The following is a 17,933-nucleotide window of genomic DNA, read 5'->3' as shown; positions in this document are numbered from 1 at the left end:
CGGGATGCTGATTGTGACTATTCCGAACATGATCACCATCATGAGGCTGATCCTCGTGCCTTGCGTGATTTACGCCATGCTGGCGGGCGAGTGGGACTGGGCCTTCGCCGGCTTCGTCATTGCCGGCGTGTCCGACGGCGTCGACGGTTTCATCGCCCGCCATTTCAACCAGCGTTCGGAACTCGGCGCCTATCTCGATCCGATGGCCGACAAGCTGCTCCTGGTCAGCGTCTTTGTCGTGCTCGGCATCATGGGGCACCTGCCTTTGTGGCTGGTGATGCTGGCGGTGTCGCGCGACGCGCTGATCATCGGGGCGGTGCTGTTGTCGACCATCATGGGCCATCCGGTGAAGGTCAGCCCGCTGATGGTGTCCAAGGTCAACACGGCGATCCAGATCGTGCTGGCGGCGGTGGTGCTGGCCGAACTTGCCTTCAGCTTTGCGCTCGGCCCGGTCCGGCCGGCGTTGATAACCATTTCCGGCCTCTTGACCGTCGCTTCGGCGGCAGCCTATCTCGTGGCTTGGCTGAGGCACATGAGCGGTTATGGCGAAGGCGACACTCCCAACCGATAACGAGGCGGCCGAAGAAGCGGCAGCGGCGGCTTTCCGCAAGCAGATTCGCTTCTGGTTGATCACAGCCGTCCTGTTCTCTGTATTCCTTTACCTGTTCAGCGACATCCTGCTGCCGTTCGTCGCCGGCATGGCGCTGGCCTATTTCCTCGACCCGGTCGCCGACCGGCTGCAGAAGCTCGGCCTGTCCAGGCTGATGGCAACCGTCGTCATCCTGGTCTGCTTCCTGGTGCTTCTGGTTCTCGGTCTGGTCATCATCATTCCGGTGCTGGCCTCGCAGATGGCCGACTTCGCCGCCAAGGTGCCGGGCTATCTCGAACGCCTGCAGCAGCTGATCACCGACTTCAATCCGCAATGGCTGGAGCAGCGTTTCGGCGTCGATGCGCAAGGCCTGCGTGAGGGCCTGAATTCGCTGATCAAGTCGGGCTTCGGCTTCGTCACGACCATCTTCCAGGGCATCTGGAGCTCGGGCGTCGCGCTGTTTTCGATCGCCAGCCTGTTCGTGGTCACCCCGGTCGTTGCCTTCTACATGCTGCTCGACTGGGATCGCATGGTGTCAGTCGTCGACAGCTGGATCCCGCGCGACCACGTCGTCACCGTCAGGCAGATCGCCCGCGACATCAACACGGCGATTGCCGGCTTCGTGCGCGGGCAGGGCACTTTGTGCCTGATCCTCGGCATCTTCTATGCCGCCGGCCTGACGCTGACCGGGCTCAATTTCGGCGTGCTGATCGGCCTGTTTGCCGGCCTCGTCAGCTTCATTCCTTATGTCGGCTCGCTGCTTGGCCTGGTGCTGTCGATCGGCGTCGCCTTCGTCCAGTTCTGGCCCGACTGGACGATGGTGGCTGCGGTGGCGGCGGTGTTTTTCATCGGCCAGTTCATCGAGGGCAACATCCTGCAGCCGCGCCTCGTCGGCAAAAGCGTCGGCCTGCATCCGGTCTGGCTGATGTTCGCACTCGTCGCCTTCGGCGCGATGTTAGGTTTTGTCGGCCTTCTGGTGGCGGTGCCGTCGGCGGCGGCCGTTGCGGTGCTTGTGCGTTTCGCCATTGGCCGCTACCTCGATTCCCCGCTCTATCACGGCCATGCCGTGGAGGTGCCCGAGGCGCCCGCGCCGAGCGGTGCAAAAATCGAGGCCGCTCGCTTGCCGAGCGATGCCAAGACCGAGGCTGTCGCTTCGGGTAGCGCCAAGACCGCCGCTGCCATGCGGAGCCGTGCAAAAACCGAGGCCGATAGGCCGAGCCGCGCCAAAGTCCCGGCCCGCAAGCCGGGCGGCGCGAAACCGGAAAAATGACAGTGTCGCGCGAGCCGATCAAACCGCGCCAGCTGCCGCTCGACCTCGGTCATAGCCCGGGGTTTTCGCGCGACGACCTCGTTGTCTCAGGCGCCAATGCGCAAGCCGTGTCGCTGATCGACCGCTGGCCCGAATGGCCGGCATCCGTGGTGCTGCTCGCAGGTCCCGCCGGTTCGGGCAAGTCGCATCTCGCCGCGATCTGGCGCGACCATGCCGACGCACTTCAGCTCGACGTGTCAGACATTACGGCCCATCTCGGCGAGATCGGCACGGCCTCCGTGCTGATCGACGATGCCGACCAGGGCCGGCTCGACCAGAACGGGCTGTTTCACCTCATCAACACGGTGCGCGGCTCGGGCGCGCAGCTGCTGCTCACCGCGCGCAGCTTTCCCACCGCCTGGGGCGTGACGCTGCCCGACCTTGCCTCTCGGCTGAAGGCTGCGGCGACCGTCGAGATCGACGAGCCCGACGACCTTCTGCTCGCCGGCGTCATCACCAAGCTGTTCGCCGACCGCCAGGTCGAGGTCGAGCCGCATGTCGTGCAGTTCCTGGTCCGCCGCATCGAGCGCTCGCTGTCGACGGCCATCCGCGTCGTCGAGCGCCTCGACCGCGCCGCCCTCGAACAGAAGAGCCGCATCACCCGCGCGCTCGCCGCCGAGACCATCGGCGCGCTCGACGCCGGGCAAGGCGAGTTCGAGCTGTAGGGCGTAAAGCCATGAACGAGAGATGGCACGACGGGGCGGGCGCGGGCTCCCCACTTCGTCATCCCAGAGGCTCGACCCGCGGATCCATGCCGTGAGGGTGAGGAATGTGTTGCGGGTGGCAGAAGGCACAGACGTTCTGAACCGCCTGTGCGCTGCCGCAAGGTCACGGCATGGATCCCAGGGTCTCCGCGACGGAGCTTCGCTCCTGCTTCGCCCTAGGATGACGAAGGGGTGAGCATGCGCTTTAGCGGTTTTGGCTTGCCGGACAGGCCTCTCCATTCGTCATCCCAGAGGCTCGACTCGAGGATGACGAAGCGGGAGGCCGCGCCAACCTGCTCACCACCCAGGCCGGCGGCGACCACCCACAATTCGTCATCCTAGGGCGAAGCAGGAGCGAAGCTCCGTCGCGGAGACCCTGGGATCCATGCCGTGAAGGTGAGGAATGCGGAGAGGGCGGAAGAAAGAGCACTTGTTCGCTTGAACACAGTTGCCATGCCGTTGCCGGAAAACCAGCCAGGTCAATTCCAGCAAAACTGTGCAGCGGTTTTCCATCAGGAATTGCGCAGGAACAAAACCGTCTCTGCAACTCGAAGACAAGCGAAACGCCCTAGCCCCTGGCCAGCCTGGAATAGAGCGCCTTGGCCGCGAACAGCACGGCCAGCAGCGTGACGTTGGAAACCAGGCCGACGCCGACGGCGAACGCCTTGGCGACGTCGTCGGAGGCGCCGAAGCTGAAGGGGATGAGCACGGCGACGAAGACGATGCCCAGCGCGATCGGGATCCAGCGGTTCAGGGTCGGCGCGGTGTTGGCGGCGGTGACCACCAGCGCGACCAGCAGGCCGATCCGGAACGGGTCGGTCAGCTGGGCCAGATAGATGTCGAGATAAGGCATTGTCGTTTCTCCCCATTCCAGATGCGCAGGTCGCAGGCCAACTGTCGAGTAAGCCTATCGTCTAGATCGTCGACTTCTCGCCGAATGAACAATGATTGCGGGACCTTTGCGCGGCAGATATCCAAGCAAGATGAGAAAGTCCGGAACAGTCGACAGACAGATTCAACAATGCGTTGAATGCCTAAGCCCGTATTTTGTTGGCACTTCGCAGATGTTGGAAATGTGCCCTGAGTGTTCGCACCTGATCTACGGCTACGACAACTGCCAGCATGCGTTTGAGGAAGGCTGCTGCAAGCTTTGCGGCTGGGACGGTAGCCGGTCACGGCACATCAAGCGACGTTTCCTGGAAAACAGACGGTGGGGAAAAAACAGGCCGAGAATCGACGCACTCATCACTGCTACCCAGCACGAGGAAATCCGCAAGCTCGAGACTGCTGTTGGAATGACCGTGCAGGAAGCTTGCACGATCATTATCGAGCGTACGAATTGGGGAACGCACACTTTCCCGGACCTTCAAGGTGGCAAAGGCACCGTCTCCCAGCGACGCCTGGCCCTGTTGGCCAGATGGGACGAGTGGACACGCTTGTAAGGGGCTCCACGCGATAATGGCGGAGTTCAGCTGTGCTGCTCGTTTCGCATGTTGAGGTCACGGACTGGATCGTCTCCACTTCCAGCGATCACGCCCTAGCTGCCCGGTCGGGGCAGCGTCACGCCGAGCAGCAGCCGGACCAGCGACGACTGTTTGGACACACCCGACTTGGCGAAGATCGAGCGCAGATGCGAGCGCACGGTTTCCCGGGCGATGCCGAAATCCTGGCTGATGGCATCGATGCTGCGGCCGTCGGCAAGGGCCGCGGCGATGCGCGCTTCGCTCGGCGTCAGGTCGAACAGCGCCTGCAGCACCTTGACCGGCGGCGCGCCCGGGCCGGGCAGGGGCATGATGACCAGGATGCTGTTCATGCGGCTGAACAAATCGTTGGCCGAGCCGCGCACCGGCAACAGATGTGCCACGCCCGACGGCTTGCCGTCGCCGCCCTTGATCGGGAAGGACTGGACGATGCCGCGCCTGGTGCCGCCGGCCAGTGCCGAAAGGGCCTGATCGAGCAAGGCATCGGCCTTCCTGTCGGTGATCTGGGCACGCGCCGTGCCGTCCTGCACCATATCGGGGATCAGCCTGTCCATCAGCGCGTTGCAGGCAAGCAGCTGGCCGCGTCCACCGAGCACCGCTGCCGGCAGGCCAAGCGCCTCCAGCGCGTCGGCCCCGGCACGCGCCTTTTCCAGCCCGAGCCGCGCGCCGACCATGGCCGCGCGGGCGACATGTGGGCGTAAGCGGTCGAGTGCCTCGACAAGGGGACGCTCGAACGGGCCGCGTGCTGTTGCCCGCTCCAAGTTGAACGACAGCACGTCGCCGGTGGGCAGCGGGATATGGGTGCCGGCGGCCCAGCCCATGCCGCGCGGCCTGAGGAAGTCGCGGTAGATCGGCTCTTGCTCCAGCTCCTCTTCGCTGAAGGCATCGAGGTCGGTGATGAAGCCGGGATAGGCCAGCGCCTCGGCGCGCGCCGCCCGGCCGTTCACCGCCATCCAGCCTTCATCCATGAAGGCCCCGACATGGGGCGCGACCGCCTCCGAGGCGACATAGGCCGAAGCGCCGCGGCTGATGGTGAAGAGATAACCGCCGATGCCGTCGACGGCCCTGGCGAGGTCGTCGAGCAAGGCGGGCCATTTCTCCGGGACGAAGGACGCCTCATAGATCTGGTCGATGAATTTTTCCGACAGCTCCGCCAATCGTTGCCACTCCCACCCTGGCCCGCGACCGGTTATGCAAAGTCATTCGCGCGTAGCGCAAAGCCGGCGAGCGGATCCGCCAGGCCTGGGCATGGTGGAACGCACTGCTGTCATTCAGCTTTTGTTGACCATGCTTGATCGGACGATAGCACTACACTTTGATTCATCAAATGCTGGCTGCCCTGCGCAAACGTCGCAACGGCACAACTCCCTGTGATCTTTCCACAATCTATGGCCGGCGCCGTCCTGCACATCGGATGTGCGGGTGGGGGATGTGCGGGCGAAACGTGCCGGCGGGGGCGTCGCGGGCGGCCCCGGCGCTGTCGGCGCCGGGCAAGGTCGGCAGGCTTCAGCGGCTTCAGCTGACAGGCGATTCTGCGACGAGGTGGCCGCCGCCGACATCGGCGAGCACGAGTTTTCTAGGCGCGTCGCCGAGCTTGCGCACCGGGCTCGGGATCTCGCGCTCCATGCGCGCGAAACGGGCCCGGCGCCTCTGGGGATCGGGCACCGGCACCGCCTCGATCAGCCGCCTGGTGTAGGGATGGCGCGGATTGGAAAAGATCTGGTCGCGTGTGCCCATCTCGACGATCTGGCCGAGATACATGACGGCGACGCGGTCGGAGATGTTCTCGACCACCGCCATGTCATGCGAGATGAACAGATAGGCGACGCCGAATTCGGCCTGCAGCTCCTTCAGCAGCTGCAGCACCCGCGCCTGCACCGAGACGTCGAGCGCCGACACACTTTCATCGGCGATGATCAGCTTCGGCCTGAGCGCCAGGGCTCGGGCGATGCAGATGCGCTGGCGCTGGCCGCCGGAAAACTCGTGCGGATAACGCTCCATCTGGTCGACCGAAAGACCGACACGCTCGAACAGGGCGGCGACGCGTTCGGTCCGTTCCCCTGGGGTGCCGATGTCGTGGATCACAAGCGGTTCGGCGACGAGATCGCCGACACGCATGCGCGGATCGAGCGAGGCGTAAGGGTCCTGGAAAATCATCTGCACGTCGCGGCGCACCGCCTTGCGCGCCTCGCGGCCGAGGCCCTTGAGGTTGCGCCCGCCGATCTCGAGCTCGCCGTGATAGGGCACCAGCCCGGCAAGGGCCTTGGCCGTCGTCGACTTGCCGCAGCCGGATTCGCCGACAAGCGACAGCGTCTCGTTGGCGGCGATGGAAAAGCTGATGCCCTCGACGGCATGGACGCGGCGATTGACCCGGCCGAAGAAACCGCCGGTGAGGTCGAAGCGGACATGAAGGTCGCGCGCCACCGCGACATCAGTCGGCTGGCTGGGCTCGGCCTTGTCGGTCGGGACTTGGCGTGCGCCGCCGGTGCCCATGCGCGGCACCGCGGCGAGCAGGTCGCGTGTGTAGTCGACCTGGGGCCGTTCGAAGATGTCGGCAACCTTGCCCTGTTCGACCATGCGGCCGTAACGCATGATGATGACGCGGTCGGCCATTTCGGCAACGACGCCCATGTCGTGGGTGATCAAAATGACGCTGGTGCCGTGCTGGCGCTGCAGGTCGCGCAGCAGTTCCAGCACTTCGCCCTGCACGGTGACGTCAAGCGCCGTTGTCGGCTCGTCGGCGATCAGCACGTCGGGTTTCAGCGCCAGCGCCATGGCGATCATGACGCGCTGGCGCATGCCGCCCGAGAGTTCATGCGGATATTGTTTCAGCCGGCTTTCGGCCTCGGGAATGCGCACAGCGGTCAGCGCCTCGATGGCGAGGCGGCGCGATTCCGCGCTGGAAACACCGGTATGGGCCTCGATCGCCTCGACCAGCTGGCGGCCGATCGACAGCACCGGATTGAGCGAGGTCATCGGCTCCTGGAAGATCATGGCGATGCGGTTGCCGCGGATGCGGCGCATCCGGCCTTCGTCGAGTGCGGTGAGATCGGTGTCGCCGAGCCGGATCGACCCGGCCGAAATGCGTGCCTGCGGCTGCGGCAGCAGCGCCATGATCGCCAGCGAGGTCATCGACTTGCCGGAGCCGGATTCACCGGCGATGCACAAGGTCTCCCCGCGTGCCAGGGAGAAGGAGAGCTCGGAGACGACGGGTCGTTCGCCGTCCTCGCCGCGCACCGAAATGGTCAGCCCGGCGACGTCGAGCACCGGCCTGTCGGCTGCCGGGGCAGGGGCTCCGGCAGCATGTTTTGTCGCTGCGTTCATTCGAACACGCAGCGCGGGAAGTAGAACGACACGACCCAGTTCGGCATGTCGACGATCTCCGAAATGCGCAGGTCGCCGCACACCGACACCAGCATATAGGCGTCGACGGGATCCATCTGGTAACGCGCCGACAACAGGTCGACCATCTGCGCGACGGCCTCCTTGGCCCCGGTCATCAGATCGGGGCCGATGCCTGTCGTCACCTCGTAACCCTTGGCGTCGAGATGCCTGGTCACCGGTCCCGGCGTGGTGAAGCGCGGCGTCTTCAGCCTGGCATCCTTGACCAGGTCGAGGGTGAGCACGACGTTCATCGGGCTTTCGATCGCCGTGCCGCAGACCTCGCCGTCGCCCTGGGCAGCATGGGTGTCGCCGACCGAAAACAGCGCCCCCGCCACCTCGACCGGCAGGTAGAGCACAGTGCCGGCGGCAAGGTCGCGGATGTCGAGATTGCCGCCGACGCGGCGCGGCGGCACCACCGAGTGGTGCCCCATCTCGGCAGGGGCGTTGCCGATGGTGCCGGCGAAGGGCTTCAGCGGCACGCGGCCATTTTTGCCGAACAAGGCCGGCTCGAGCGAGGTCGCGTCATATTTCCAGATGGTCAGCGCCGGCTCGGTGAAGTCGTCGGCGAGCAGGCCAAAACCCGGAATGTTGGCCGTCCAGCCGAAGCCGGACGGCTTGAACGCCTCGATCGTCACCTTGAGCGCATCGCCAGGTTCTGCGCCCTCGACGAAGATCGGCCCGGTCACCGGATTGATCTGGTCGAAGTCGAGTTTGGCGATGTCGCCGACGGTGCTTTGGGCTGTGAGCTGGCCGCCCGAGGAATCAAGACATTCGAACTCGATCGTCGAGCCGGGCGTCACCCGATCGGCCGGGGCAAAGGAATTGTCCCAGCCGAAATGATGATGGCGTCCGTGGATGGTGTAGTTGCAGTTATTGCACATCGTTCACATACACATAGTCGTAGTTGATCGGGATATGGACCGGGTCGACATACAGCTTGTCGTCGCCGCCCATGCGCGGCGACTTCATGGTGAAGCGCTGCTCGTTGAAGACAGGTGCCCAGGGTGCGTCGGCCATGACCTTGGCGTAGATCTCGCCCCACAATTTGGCGCGTTCCTCGGCCTTGGCCGGATCGACGATCGAATCGGCGGCTGCCGCCTTTTCGTCGAGCTCCTTGTTGCAGTACCAGGCCCAGTTCCAGCCGCCCTGCACCGCACCACTGCAGCCGAGGATCGGGCCGTAGAAGTTGGACGGATCGGGGAAGTCGGCAATCCAGGCCATGCCGCCCGACCAGATCATCGGCGCGCCGCCCTTTTCGCCGCCGGCGGCAATGACATTGGCCTGGGCCAGCGACTGGATCGCCGCCTTGATGCCGATCGCCGCCAGATCCTGCTGGATCGCCTGGGCGATGCGCGGGTTGGGATCGGTGTTCATGACGAACAGTTCGGTCTCGAAGCCTTGGGGATGGCCGGCCTCGCCGAGCAGCGCCTTGGCCTTGTCGACATCATAGGCATAACCGGCAAATGCCTTGTCATAGCCGGGCATCGACGGCGGCAGCGGCTGGTTGGCAGGCACCGCGCGGTTGTTGATCAGCTTGACGATGCGGTCCTTGTTGATCGCCATGTTGACGGCCTGGCGCACCTTGACGTTGTCGAAGGGCGGCATTTGGGTGTTCATGGTGACGTAGCCGGTCTGCAGCTGGCCGCCTTCGACGACACGCGCCTTCTGCTCGGGATCGGCCATCACCTCCTGGAACTTGGCCGGCGGAATGCCGTCGCCCGGAACGTCGACCTCGCCATTCTGCAGGCGCAGAAGGGCGACGATCGGCTCCTGGCCGATCTCGAAGGTGATCTTGTCGATATAGGGCAGGCCCTTGTGCCAGTAGTCGGCGTTGCGCTCGAACACCAGGCGCTGGCCGAGCGTCCACTCGGCCATCTTGTAGGCGCCGGTACCGACAGGGTGCTTGCCGAAATCGGCGCCGTATTTCTCGACCTCCTCCTTCGGCACGACATGGCTGAAATTGATCGCCATGACATGCAGGAAGGTGGCGTCGGGCCGCGACAGCTCGATCTTGACGGTCGAGGGGTCGACGACGGTCACGCCCGACAGGCTTTCCGACTTGCCGCCGGCGACATCGTCATAACCGTTGATCGAGGCGAAGAAGCCGGCGCCCGGGCTCTGCGTCTTGGGGTTGGTGACGCGGTCGAGCGAATATTTGACGTCGTCTGCCGTCATCTCGCGGCCATTGTGGAATTTCACCCCCTTGCGCAGCTTGAAGGTGAAGGTCTTGCCGTCGGGCGAGATCTCGTAGCTCTCGGCGAGTTCTGGGCGCAGCGTGGTGGTGCCGGGCTCGTAATCCATCAGACCGTCGAACAGGCTCTTGATCATCGACCAGTTCTGCCAGTCATAACCGATCGCCGGGTCGAGGGTGGCGACATCGTCCTTGTAGGTGATGGTGATCGCGCCGCCCTGCTTGGCCTTGGGATCGAGCGTTTCCTGCGCGCTGGCCGAGGCCAGGCCGAGCGCCAGCACAAGCGCCGACGCGGCGACCGTTGATGTCAAATAATGTCTCATCCGAGGTTCCCTTCTCTTTGTTTGTTGTCGTCTGTCTGTTGGCAGTCTGGATCAGCGCAGCTTTATGCGCGGATCGATGAACGGGGCGACGATGTCGGCGAGCAGATTGCCGAGCACGATGGCGCAGGCCGACACCAGCGTGACGCCCATGATGATCGGGATGTCGACACGCTGGATCGCCTGCCAGGCGAGCTGGCCGATGCCGGGCCAGCCGAACACGCTTTCGACCACCACGATGCCGCCCATGAACAGGCCGATGTCGATGCCGATCATGGCTATGACAGGCAGGATGGCGTTGGGCAAAGCGTGGCCGAACAGCACGGCGCGCTGGGCCAGGCCCTTGGCGCGGGCGGTGCGGATATAGTCCTGGCGCAAAACGTCGATCATCGACGAGCGCATCATGCGCGAGTACCAGCCGGCGCCGAGGATGCCGAGCGTCAGCGACGGCAGCACCATGTGGCTGAAGGTGCCGTAACCGCCGATCGGAAACCAGCCGAGCTTGACGGCAAAGACGTAGAGCAGCAGCAGGCCGACGACGAATTGCGGCGCCGACACGCCGATGAAGGAGCCGACCATCAGCGCCTGGTCGGTGGCGCTGCCGCGCCTGACGGCGGCCACCAGGCCCATGCTCAGGCCGATGACCAGCTCGCAGACGATGGCGCCGACCATCAGAAGCAGGCTGGCCGGCAGGCGCGCCACGATCAGCTCGCTGACCTCCGAACGCTGGATGTAGGAGCGGCCGAGATCGCCGCTGACGAGGTTGGTCAGATAGCGCCAGTATTGCACCGCGAAGGGCTGATCGAGCCCGAGCTGCTGGCGGATGCTCTCGACAGTCTGCGGCGTGGCGCTGCGGCCGGCGATCTGGCGCACCGGATCGGCCGGCAGCAGATAGAGCAGGGCAAAGGTGATCAGCGACACGCCGAGCAGGATCAGGGCGGCCTGGATCAGCCGGCGGGTGAGATAGGCGATCATGCCCGGCCTCGCTGCGTCGGGTCGAGAATGTCGCGCAGCGCATCACCGACGAGGTTGAAGGCCAGCGCCAGGGCCAGGATCGCCGCACCTGGGAAGAACACCAGCCAGGGGGCTGCCTGGAAATAGGTCTGGTTCTCGAAGATGATGTTGCCCCACGACGCCGTCGGCGGCTGCACGCCGATGCCGAGATAGGACAGCGTCGCTTCCAGAAGCACCGTCGTCGAGATGCCGAGCGTGCCCCAGACGATGATGGTCGGCAGAAGATGCGGCAGGATGTGGCGGAACAGGATGCGCAAGGTGCCGGCGCCGATGGTGCGCTCGGCGTCGATGAACTCACGTTCGGCCAGCGAGCTGGTTTCGGTGAAGACGATGCGCGCCGTCTGCACCCAGTTGACCAGCGCGATCACCATGGCGACGATCCACAGGCTGGGCTGGAACACGGCGGCCAGGCAGATGGCGAGCAAAAGGGCCGGAAAGGCCATCATCAAATCGGTGAAGCGCATCAGCGCTGCCCCGACAAAGCCGCGGAAATAACCGGCGGTGATGCCGACGAGCGTGCCGATCAGGAGGGCAGCGCCATTGGCGACGATGCCGATAATCAGCGAGGTCCGCGCGCCATGGAGAATGCGGGTCAGCAGGTCCCGGCCGAGCAGGTCGGTGCCGAGCCAGAAGGTGGCGCTGGGCGGCAGCGGCGCGCCTTCCAGCGTCAGCCCGTCGAACATCTGCTCGTTGGGGTCGTAGCCGGTGAGATAGGGCGCGAGCACCGCACCTGCGACGGTCAGCGCAATGATCACCAGGCCGGTCAGCGCCAGCGGCCGCCTGACCAGGCGGCGCCAGACACCGGCGCGCGGCCGGGCTGGCACAGTGATGGCTGATACCTCAGGCGCGATGGGACTGGTCAACGCCGGCCTCCTTTTCGGTCAGGGCGACGACACGCCGGGCGGCGTCCTCGAGGCTGACCTGCCAGTTCATGGCGAGCGCGCGCAATTGCGCATAGGCGCGTTCGTCGTCGACGCCGTCCTGGCCCGACAGCGCGGAAACAGCGCGGACAATGGTCTGGCGTTCGGCGACACGCTGCTGCAGTGCCGTGATCTCGTCGGCCAGCTGCCGGCGCGCGGCAAAACTCTGGCGGGCAATCAGCAGCGCGCTGTAGACGCCGGCATTGCCGACCGGCTTCAGCAATTGCGCATCGGCCTTGTGCGCCAGCGCCCATTCGATGCGGCCCGGCGCTTCCGAACCGATCAAGGCGATGGTCGGCATGGGGGCGGCACCCCTTGGCCATGGAAACTGCTGGTCGAAGCCGAGATCGACATCGAAAAAGACGAAGTCGGCGGCCAGCGCCTCGGCCGGCAGCTCCGGCCAGCAGTCGACAACCTCGAGGCCGATCGCCTGGAGCTGGCGTGATATCGCGCTGACGGTTGCATGCGGGCGGTGCAGCACGAATGCCCTGGCGCCGCCGAGATTGGGGATGTGCGCGGCCCGGCTCATGATACGACCTTGAGCCGCTGGCGGCCGAAGGTCCTGGCCCGGTCGTAGCGCGAGAGATAGGGGTCCGGCGCCACACGTTCGATATGGCTGACCCGTTCGAAGCCGAGCCCCGAGATGCGGCCGATCTCGACCGGCAAGGTGGCGTGCTGGGTCTGCGGGTCGACGGTGATGCTGCCGAAGGGCGTGGCAAAACTGGTCCCGGCAAAGGCTGTGGACAGTTCGGCGAAGCCGGCAACAGGGTTTTGCGCCAGCACCTTGGCCAGCACCATGACCGAGGCGTAGCCTGAGGCCTCGAAGGACGACGCCGGCGTCTCGTCGGTGGCGGTGGCGGCATTGCGGAAATAGGGCCCGACCGAGAGGTGGCCATTGCCGGCCGCACCGATTGCCGGCAGCTCGGCCTCGGTCAGGTTGCAGGACAGGATCGGACAGCACTCGGGCCCGAAATGCGGGTCGTCGCGGGCGAGATCGGCGTAGGCGGCGAAAAAGGCGTAGGACGAGGTGCCGATCAGATTGTTGAGGATGAAGGACGGTTTTGTCGCTTTGATCTCCTCGATCAGCCTGGAGACGTCGGTCTCGCCGATCGGCAGGTAACGCTCGCCCAGAACCTTGCCGCCGGCGTCGGCAATCAGGTCGCGGGCGACACGGTTGGTCTCCCAGCCCCAGATGTAGTTGGAGCCGAGCAGGAAGCCGTTGGCGCCGAAGCGCGGCACGACATGGGCCAGAAGCGGCACCAGATGCTGGTTCGGGCAGGCATGCATGTAGACGACATGCTCATTGGCCTCGAAACCTTCATAAGGGCAGGCATACCACAATGCCGCGCCTGACTTTTCAAGGACGGGAATGACCTCCTTGCGGCTCCATGACGTCACGGCGCCGACGACATGGCGCGCGCTGCTCTGGCGCAGGATCTCGTCGCAGAGCGGCGCGTAGCGGTCGATATTACCGCCGGGGTCGCGCTCGACGGCAACGAGCTCGATGCCGCTTGCGGGGTCGGCATTGATATCAGCGATGGCGCGCATGGCACCCGCATGGCAGGCATTGGCGACCAGCTGATAGCTGCCCGAGCGCGAATAGAGCACGCCGATTTCGATGCGCGACTTCAAAAATTCCTCCCAAAAACAAAAATGCCCCGCAGCCGCCGCCGGGAGGCGAGGCATACGAGGCATGTTTGCCACCCGGCAGTCGGGGCCGGTATTTGCGGTCAGCCTAGCCTGTCGCGCTCTTCAGTCAAGGGGGGCAGATGCGAATGCATGGATCCGGGCGAAGGCATGGACAGGCGTCGTGTCATGTCAGATCTGGTGGCCGACCAGCGCCAGGCCGAGCCCGACAAGGATCGTGCCGCAGGCCTTGGGCACGATCCAGCCGGCTTCGCCCGATGCGACACGGGCGAGGGTGACCGAAGCGATGCCGACGGCGGCAATGTCGGCGACTGAGAACACTAGGTTGACGAACATGCCGAGCAGCAGGAACTGCAGCCACACCGGCAAGGCGGCCGCCGGATCGACGAATTGCGGCAGGAAGGTCAGGAAGAACAGGGCGGTCTTGGGGTTGAGGATCTCGACGATGATGCTGTCGCGCAGGCTTTGTGACGCGAGGTTGGGCGATGCCGGGCTGGCGACGTCGCCATGCGACTTGCCCCAGCCCATGAACATCTGAAGGCCGAGCCAGACCAGATAGGCGGCCCCGGTTAGCTTGATCGCCTCGAAAAGCATCGGTGCCTGCTCGATCAGCGAGGTCAGGCCGATGGCCGCGGCGAAGATGTGGACGTAGCAGCCGATATGGACGCCAAAGGCCGCCATCAACCCGGCCCGGCGGCCGAGCGCCACCGTCTGTGCCGTCATGTAGAGGATTGCCGGTCCCGGCATGCAGGCAAAGGCGAGGGTCGCCAGGGCAAACGGAATCCAAAGTTCCAGCGATGGCATGACGGCTCCTCCCCAATGATCCGATCGCTGGCCCGATGACGCGATCGCCAAATGACGCGATGGAAGGGAGGAGTAGGCTCGTCGCTGACGCGAAGACATACGACAGATGCCGTATTTAGAGCGCGCCCGGCCTTGGCTAAAGTGCTGATGGTTAAAGAGATATTGACGTGATGCCGGGCGCCGGCAGGGCGCTGCGCGGCAGCCTTCAGGCTGTGGGCAAACCCAGGCGAACCGCATAGGCGGTCAGTTCGGCGGCACTGTGGAGATTGAGCTTGCCCATCAGGTTTTCGCGGTGCTTGCGCACCGTCAGCGGGCTGATGCCGAGCCGCTCGGCGATTTCGCGCGCCGTCAGCCCCTGCGCCACCAGTGCGAGGATTTCGCGCTCGCGCCGGGTCAGCGGCACCGGCGACAGGATGTCGGGCACCGCGTGCTGCCTGCCGCTGCCGGACGCCTCGCCGACGGCGAAACGCACTGTGCGGGCAAGGTAGGTGCCGCCTTTCCCGATTGCCTCGATCGCCTCGCCGAGTTCCTCGGGGTCGCCGTCCTTGGTCAGGTAGCCGCTGGCGCCGGCCTCGACTGCGGCGCGCACCGTGCGCGGCTCGATATTGGCGGTCAGCACGATGATCTTCAGCCTGGGCACGAGCTCCCTGATGTCGGAGATGAACTGGATGCCGGCAACGCCGGGCATGCCGAGGTCGAGCAGCAAAATGTCGGCGCGGGTCTTTGTGACCTGTTCCAGCAAGGCCTCGCCATCCGCGGCTTCCGCCACCACCGACATGTTGTCCATCGTCGAGATCAGCATCTTCAGCCCTTCGCGCACCAGCGCGTGGTCGTCGGCGAGGATGAAGGTGAGAGGGCGGTTCATGTGGTCACCATTCATGATGAAGCGATGCGAATCGGCAGAACGCCAACTTATGGGAAATAAATTGTCGGTAGATCAACAGTCCCTGATGAGGAAAGCTTATGCGATCTTCATCCGGTACTTCAGGGGAATCGGATGCAGGAAGACAAGATACGCCAGGCTCTGGTCGAGCTTCTCTATCGCAATTCATATGGCGTGGTCATTTCCAACATCGTCATTTCGCTCGCCGCCGTCTATGTCTTGCGCAGCGGCATTTCCACGCCATGGCTGGTGGGATGGCTCGGCACGCTCTATGCGCTGACGGCGCTGCGCGTTTTCGCCTCCCGCCGCTTCTTCAGCCGGCCGCGCGATATCAGGACGATCATGCGCTGGGCCTGGCTGGCGGCCGCCTTTTCCTGGGTCTCGGGATTGTTGTGGGGCATGTTCGGCTGGGTCGGCTTCCTGCCGGAAGCGCCGCTTCTTCTGTCCTTCACCGTGGTGGTGCTGACCGGCCTGGTCTGCGGCACGGTGCCGTCGCTTTCGGCCTTTCCGCCGGCGCTGATCGGCTCGATCCTGGCGACGGTGCTGCCGGTCGCCGCCCGCGTCATCACCAGCGGCAGCGCGATTTCGGCGGGTTTTCTGTTCCTGCTCGTCTCGCTCGTGGTGATCAATTTCTACTATTGCCGCATCACCTACCGCATGTTGCGCGAGACCATCAGCCTGCGCCTGGAAAATGAACGGCTCGTCGAGCATCTGCAGGAGGAGCGCGACCGGGCGCAAACCGCCGACCGCGCCAAGACCCGCTTCCTCGCCGCGGCCAGCCACGATCTGCGCCAGCCGATCCATGCGCTCAGCCTGCTGGTGTCGACGATTGCCGTGCTGGCCAAACGCGGCAACGTGCCGGCCGAGCAGGCGCGCGGCCTCGCCGGCCGGGCCAAGTCGATCATCGGCAATCTCAGCGGCCTGCTGAACGCGCTTCTCGACATCTCCAAGCTCGATGCCGGCATCGTCACGGTTGCCCGCGAAACCGTGTGCCTGCGCGAACTGTTGCGCGATTTCCGCGAGGAGTTCGCCACCGAGGCCAAGGAGCGTGGCCTGAAATGGCGGGTGGTCGACAGCAGCCTCCTGGTCGAAAGCGACCCGATGATGCTGAAGCGCGTGCTGACCAACCTGGTCACCAACGCCTTCCGCTACACCAGGCAGGGTGGCGTCGTGCTCGGCTGCCGCAAGCGCGCCGGTTGCGTCGAGATCCAGGTCTGGGATAGCGGCCCCGGCATTCCAGACGACCAGCAGGCAGCGATCTTCGAGGAATTCGTGCAATTGCAGAACCCGGCGCGCGATCGCACGCAAGGGCTCGGCCTCGGCCTCGCCATCGTCCGCCGCACCGCCGGCTTGCTGAAGCATCCGCTGAGGCTGGTATCCAGACCGGGGCGCGGTTCGATGTTTTCGATCACCGTGCCGGAAGTCCGCGCCGCGAAGGCGCCGGTGCCGCCGCGCGAGACGCGGACTGAAGCCCTGACCGGCGGCATCATCGTCGTCGAGGACGAGACCGACATCCTCGAGGCGATGGAGCAGCTTTTGACCATCGAGGGCCACAGCGTCTATGCCGGACGCTCGGCGGCCGAGGCCCAGGCGGTGCATGCGGCCGCCGCCCTGCGCGGCGCGGCATCGGTCGACCTGATCATCTCGGACTACCGGCTGGCCCATGGCGCCACCGGGCTGGAAGCGATCCGCATGCTCAGCGCCTATCTCGGCCGCAGCGTGCCGTCGATCATCGTCACCGGCGACACCTCGCCGTCACGGCTGAAGGAGGTCAGCGCCGGCGGCAGCCGCATCCTGCACAAGCCGATCTCGGAAGCCGAGCTCAGCCAGGCGATCCAGGCGGCGTGGGCCGACGGCGGGGCGGTGACGGCGGGGGAATGAGCCTGGCTGGCGGAGCGTGGGCTCTCCGCTTCGTCAATCCAGGGGCGACGTTCCTGTTGGCTCGAGACAGGCGTTGGAGAGACCGGCAACGCCTGCGCATTCGTCATCCCAGGGCGGAGCAGGAAGCGTAGCGCATGGCGTAGACCCGGGGCCATGCCGTGAAGGTGAGGAATGTGGGGTGGGCAGAAGAAAGAGCACTTGTCCGCTCGCTTGAACACAGTTGCCATGCGGTGAGGGTGGTGGGTGGAAGAAGGAATGCGCGTCCTGCCCCGCTTGAGCCCGGCGGCAATTTCACGGCATGGATCCCAGGGTCTCCGCGACGGAGCTGCGCTCCTGCTTCGCCCTGGGATGACGAAATGGTGGGCTCCCGACATCACCACCCAAGCCCACGAAACAGCTCGTGCCATTCGGGATTGGTCTTCTCGATCAGCTCGACCTTCCACTGGCGTGGCCAGCGTTTGAGCGATTTCTCGCGCTGGATGGCGTCGCGGATGTCGAAGTGCTCCTCGTACCAGACGAGGCGATGTACGCCGTAACGCGCGGTGAAACGAGAGCCCTCGCTTGCCTTGTGTTCCGGCAGACGGCGCGCGAGATCGTTCGTCACGCCGATATAGATCGTGCCGCCCTTCTGGCTGGCGGTCATGTAGACATATCCGGTCATCGCGAGAGATTATTCGCGGCAGGGTTGCACGCAAGGCCTGCCACATGGGCGCACGCCCCGCAGTTGAACCCCACCTGGCGACGGCCCACCCCTTCGTCATCCCAGGGTCGCCGCGTCGCTGCGCTCCTGCTTCGCCCTAGGATGA

The 17,933-nt window shown here is 65.0% G+C and carries 16 protein-coding genes; 4 read left to right on the top strand and 12 right to left on the bottom strand.

What is annotated here, in order from left to right; all coding sequences use genetic code 11:
- The first annotated feature begins 13 nt into the window (after positions 1-13).
- From H5P29_RS23160 to hdaA, 3 genes are read left to right on the top strand one after another with little or no spacing between them, the layout of a single operon-like run.
- Positions 14-571 carry a CDP-alcohol phosphatidyltransferase family protein gene (locus H5P29_RS23160; protein ID WP_185910176.1) on the top strand — a complete coding sequence of 186 codons (558 nt, stop codon included), beginning with the start codon at positions 14-16 and terminating at the stop codon, positions 569-571.
- On the top strand, positions 543-1,859 hold the full coding sequence (locus tag H5P29_RS23155; protein ID WP_154385139.1) for an AI-2E family transporter: 1,317 nt from the start codon (positions 543-545) through the stop codon (positions 1,857-1,859). The genes H5P29_RS23160 and H5P29_RS23155 overlap by 29 nt, the downstream gene beginning before the upstream one ends.
- On the top strand, positions 1,856-2,563 hold the full coding sequence (hdaA, locus tag H5P29_RS23150; RefSeq protein ID WP_154385140.1) for a DnaA regulatory inactivator HdaA: 708 nt from the start codon (positions 1,856-1,858) through the stop codon (positions 2,561-2,563). The genes H5P29_RS23155 and hdaA overlap by 4 nt, the downstream gene beginning before the upstream one ends.
- 607 nt (positions 2,564-3,170) lie before the next feature.
- On the opposite strand, the gene H5P29_RS23145 is transcribed toward hdaA, so the two are convergent.
- From H5P29_RS23145 to H5P29_RS23095, 11 genes are all read right to left on the bottom strand, one after another.
- Positions 3,171-3,455 (bottom strand): hypothetical protein, encoded by a 285-nt coding sequence (locus H5P29_RS23145; RefSeq protein WP_154385141.1) that lies wholly within the window; start codon positions 3,453-3,455, stop codon positions 3,171-3,173.
- A 684-nt stretch (positions 3,456-4,139) separates the two neighbouring features.
- Positions 4,140-5,240 carry a helix-turn-helix transcriptional regulator gene (locus H5P29_RS23140; RefSeq protein ID WP_154385142.1) on the bottom strand — a complete coding sequence of 367 codons (1,101 nt, stop codon included), beginning with the start codon at positions 5,238-5,240 and terminating at the stop codon, positions 4,140-4,142.
- 358 nt (positions 5,241-5,598) lie between these two features.
- On the bottom strand, positions 5,599-7,407 hold the full coding sequence (locus H5P29_RS23135; RefSeq protein WP_154385143.1) for an ABC transporter ATP-binding protein: 1,809 nt from the start codon (positions 7,405-7,407) through the stop codon (positions 5,599-5,601).
- On the bottom strand, positions 7,404-8,348 hold the full coding sequence (locus H5P29_RS23130; protein WP_067963922.1) for an acetamidase/formamidase family protein: 945 nt from the start codon (positions 8,346-8,348) through the stop codon (positions 7,404-7,406). The genes H5P29_RS23135 and H5P29_RS23130 overlap by 4 nt, the downstream gene beginning before the upstream one ends.
- Complete coding sequence (locus tag H5P29_RS23125) at positions 8,338-9,981, bottom strand: ABC transporter substrate-binding protein (RefSeq protein WP_067963920.1); 1,644 nt, start codon at positions 9,979-9,981, stop codon at positions 8,338-8,340. The genes H5P29_RS23130 and H5P29_RS23125 overlap by 11 nt, the downstream gene beginning before the upstream one ends.
- Positions 9,982-10,032: 51 nt before the next feature.
- The gene (locus H5P29_RS23120) at positions 10,033-10,953 is read right to left on the bottom strand and encodes an ABC transporter permease (RefSeq protein ID WP_154385144.1); all 921 of its coding nucleotides are present in this window, start codon (positions 10,951-10,953) and stop codon (positions 10,033-10,035) included.
- A complete protein-coding gene (locus H5P29_RS23115) occupies positions 10,950-11,855 on the bottom strand; it encodes an ABC transporter permease (RefSeq protein WP_067963916.1) in 906 nt (301 codons plus the stop codon). The genes H5P29_RS23120 and H5P29_RS23115 overlap by 4 nt, the downstream gene beginning before the upstream one ends.
- Complete coding sequence (locus tag H5P29_RS23110; RefSeq protein WP_067963914.1) at positions 11,833-12,441, bottom strand: ANTAR domain-containing response regulator; 609 nt, start codon at positions 12,439-12,441, stop codon at positions 11,833-11,835. The genes H5P29_RS23115 and H5P29_RS23110 overlap by 23 nt, the downstream gene beginning before the upstream one ends.
- Positions 12,438-13,544: a transporter substrate-binding protein gene (locus H5P29_RS23105; protein WP_067963912.1), complete on the bottom strand. Its 1,107-nt coding sequence runs from the start codon at positions 13,542-13,544 to the stop codon at positions 12,438-12,440. The genes H5P29_RS23110 and H5P29_RS23105 overlap by 4 nt, the downstream gene beginning before the upstream one ends.
- A 186-nt stretch (positions 13,545-13,730) precedes the next feature.
- Positions 13,731-14,363 (bottom strand): LysE family translocator, encoded by a 633-nt coding sequence (locus tag H5P29_RS23100; protein ID WP_067963910.1) that lies wholly within the window; start codon positions 14,361-14,363, stop codon positions 13,731-13,733.
- A gap of 205 nt (positions 14,364-14,568) precedes the next feature.
- Complete coding sequence (locus H5P29_RS23095) at positions 14,569-15,228, bottom strand: response regulator transcription factor (protein WP_154385145.1); 660 nt, start codon at positions 15,226-15,228, stop codon at positions 14,569-14,571.
- Between the two features lie 132 nt (positions 15,229-15,360).
- Here H5P29_RS23095 and H5P29_RS23090 point away from each other — a divergent pair, with 132 nt between their 5' ends.
- Positions 15,361-17,127 (top strand): ATP-binding protein, encoded by a 1,767-nt coding sequence (locus tag H5P29_RS23090; RefSeq protein ID WP_154385146.1) that lies wholly within the window; start codon positions 15,361-15,363, stop codon positions 17,125-17,127.
- Positions 17,128-17,500: 373 nt separating this feature from the next.
- Here H5P29_RS23090 and H5P29_RS23085 read toward each other — a convergent pair whose 3' ends face one another.
- Positions 17,501-17,788 (bottom strand): GIY-YIG nuclease family protein, encoded by a 288-nt coding sequence (locus H5P29_RS23085; protein ID WP_067963896.1) that lies wholly within the window; start codon positions 17,786-17,788, stop codon positions 17,501-17,503.
- Positions 17,789-17,933 lie beyond the last annotated feature (145 nt).

The organism is Aminobacter sp. MDW-2 (assembly GCF_014250155.1).
Lineage (GTDB): Bacteria > Pseudomonadota > Alphaproteobacteria > Rhizobiales > Rhizobiaceae > Aminobacter > Aminobacter ciceronei.
This window is presented reverse-complemented; position numbering and strand designations above follow the sequence as displayed.

Coding starts and splice junctions, on each gene's coding strand:
- H5P29_RS23120 (WP_154385144.1), bottom strand. CDS start 10,953: ATGATCGCCTATCTCACCCGCCGGCTGATCCAGGCCGCCCTGATCCTG.
- H5P29_RS23155 (WP_154385139.1), top strand. CDS start 543: ATGGCGAAGGCGACACTCCCAACCGATAACGAGGCGGCCGAAGAAGCG.
- H5P29_RS23135 (WP_154385143.1), bottom strand. CDS start 7,407: ATGAACGCAGCGACAAAACATGCTGCCGGAGCCCCTGCCCCGGCAGCC.
- H5P29_RS23085 (WP_067963896.1), bottom strand. CDS start 17,788: ATGACCGGATATGTCTACATGACCGCCAGCCAGAAGGGCGGCACGATC.
- H5P29_RS23130 (WP_067963922.1), bottom strand. CDS start 8,348: ATGTGCAATAACTGCAACTACACCATCCACGGACGCCATCATCATTTC.
- hdaA (WP_154385140.1), top strand. CDS start 1,856: ATGACAGTGTCGCGCGAGCCGATCAAACCGCGCCAGCTGCCGCTCGAC.
- H5P29_RS23125 (WP_067963920.1), bottom strand. CDS start 9,981: ATGAGACATTATTTGACATCAACGGTCGCCGCGTCGGCGCTTGTGCTG.
- H5P29_RS23110 (WP_067963914.1), bottom strand. CDS start 12,441: ATGAGCCGGGCCGCGCACATCCCCAATCTCGGCGGCGCCAGGGCATTC.
- H5P29_RS23100 (WP_067963910.1), bottom strand. CDS start 14,363: ATGCCATCGCTGGAACTTTGGATTCCGTTTGCCCTGGCGACCCTCGCC.
- H5P29_RS23095 (WP_154385145.1), bottom strand. CDS start 15,228: ATGAACCGCCCTCTCACCTTCATCCTCGCCGACGACCACGCGCTGGTG.
- H5P29_RS23145 (WP_154385141.1), bottom strand. CDS start 3,455: ATGCCTTATCTCGACATCTATCTGGCCCAGCTGACCGACCCGTTCCGG.
- H5P29_RS23090 (WP_154385146.1), top strand. CDS start 15,361: ATGCAGGAAGACAAGATACGCCAGGCTCTGGTCGAGCTTCTCTATCGC.